Origin of the sequence: Cedecea davisae DSM 4568, from assembly GCF_000412335.2 — a bacterium.
GTDB classification, from domain to species: Bacteria; Pseudomonadota; Gammaproteobacteria; order Enterobacterales; family Enterobacteriaceae; genus Cedecea; species Cedecea davisae.
In genome coordinates this window covers 4,788,675-4,790,415 of the sequence record NZ_KE161030.1, presented here as the reverse complement: position 1 = coordinate 4,790,415, position 1,741 = coordinate 4,788,675, and the positions used below count along the sequence as shown (strand labels likewise).

Annotated in this window: 1 rRNA gene; it reads left to right on the top strand. The window is 52.3% G+C overall.

From position 1 onward, the window contains the following. Window positions 1-150: 150 nt before the first annotated feature. Window positions 151-1,692, top strand: a 16S ribosomal RNA gene (locus HMPREF0201_RS21820). Window positions 1,693-1,741 lie beyond the last annotated feature (49 nt).

Genomic DNA, 1,741 nt, shown 5'->3' with positions numbered 1-1,741 from the left:
CACTGCTCTTTAACAATTTATCAGACAATCTGTGTGGGCACTCGCAGGATTGATATCTCAAGCATCTTCGGATGCAAAAAAATATCAAGTCTTGAAGAGTGACTACTGATTTTATAAACAGTTTTAATTCTTTGAGCATCAAACACTTTTAAATTGAAGAGTTTGATCATGGCTCAGATTGAACGCTGGCGGCAGGCCTAACACATGCAAGTCGAGCGGTAACAGGGAGTAGCTTGCTACTCCGCTGACGAGCGGCGGACGGGTGAGTAATGTCTGGGGATCTGCCTGATGGAGGGGGATAACTACTGGAAACGGTAGCTAATACCGCATAACGTCGCAAGACCAAAGAGGGGGACCTTCGGGCCTCTTGCCATCGGATGAACCCAGATGGGATTAGCTAGTAGGTGGGGTAATGGCTCACCTAGGCGACGATCCCTAGCTGGTCTGAGAGGATGACCAGCCACACTGGAACTGAGACACGGTCCAGACTCCTACGGGAGGCAGCAGTGGGGAATATTGCACAATGGGCGCAAGCCTGATGCAGCCATGCCGCGTGTGTGAAGAAGGCCTTCGGGTTGTAAAGCACTTTCAGCGAGGAGGAAGGCATTAAGGTTAATAACCTTGGTGATTGACGTTACTCGCAGAAGAAGCACCGGCTAACTCCGTGCCAGCAGCCGCGGTAATACGGAGGGTGCAAGCGTTAATCGGAATTACTGGGCGTAAAGCGCACGCAGGCGGTTTGTTAAGTCGGATGTGAAATCCCCGGGCTCAACCTGGGAACTGCATTCGAAACTGGCAAGCTTGAGTCTTGTAGAGGGGGGTAGAATTCCAGGTGTAGCGGTGAAATGCGTAGAGATCTGGAGGAATACCGGTGGCGAAGGCGGCCCCCTGGACAAAGACTGACGCTCAGGTGCGAAAGCGTGGGGAGCAAACAGGATTAGATACCCTGGTAGTCCACGCCGTAAACGATGTCGACTTGGAGGTTGTGCCCTTGAGGCGTGGCTTCCGGAGCTAACGCGTTAAGTCGACCGCCTGGGGAGTACGGCCGCAAGGTTAAAACTCAAATGAATTGACGGGGGCCCGCACAAGCGGTGGAGCATGTGGTTTAATTCGATGCAACGCGAAGAACCTTACCTACTCTTGACATCCAGAGAACTTTCCAGAGATGGATTGGTGCCTTCGGGAACTCTGAGACAGGTGCTGCATGGCTGTCGTCAGCTCGTGTTGTGAAATGTTGGGTTAAGTCCCGCAACGAGCGCAACCCTTATCCTTTGTTGCCAGCGGTTCGGCCGGGAACTCAAAGGAGACTGCCAGTGATAAACTGGAGGAAGGTGGGGATGACGTCAAGTCATCATGGCCCTTACGAGTAGGGCTACACACGTGCTACAATGGCGCATACAAAGAGAAGCGACCTCGCGAGAGCAAGCGGACCTCATAAAGTGCGTCGTAGTCCGGATTGGAGTCTGCAACTCGACTCCATGAAGTCGGAATCGCTAGTAATCGTAGATCAGAATGCTACGGTGAATACGTTCCCGGGCCTTGTACACACCGCCCGTCACACCATGGGAGTGGGTTGCAAAAGAAGTAGGTAGCTTAACCTTCGGGAGGGCGCTTACCACTTTGTGATTCATGACTGGGGTGAAGTCGTAACAAGGTAACCGTAGGGGAACCTGCGGTTGGATCACCTCCTTACCTAAAAGATACAACCCGCGTAGTGCTCACACAGATTGTCTGATAGAAA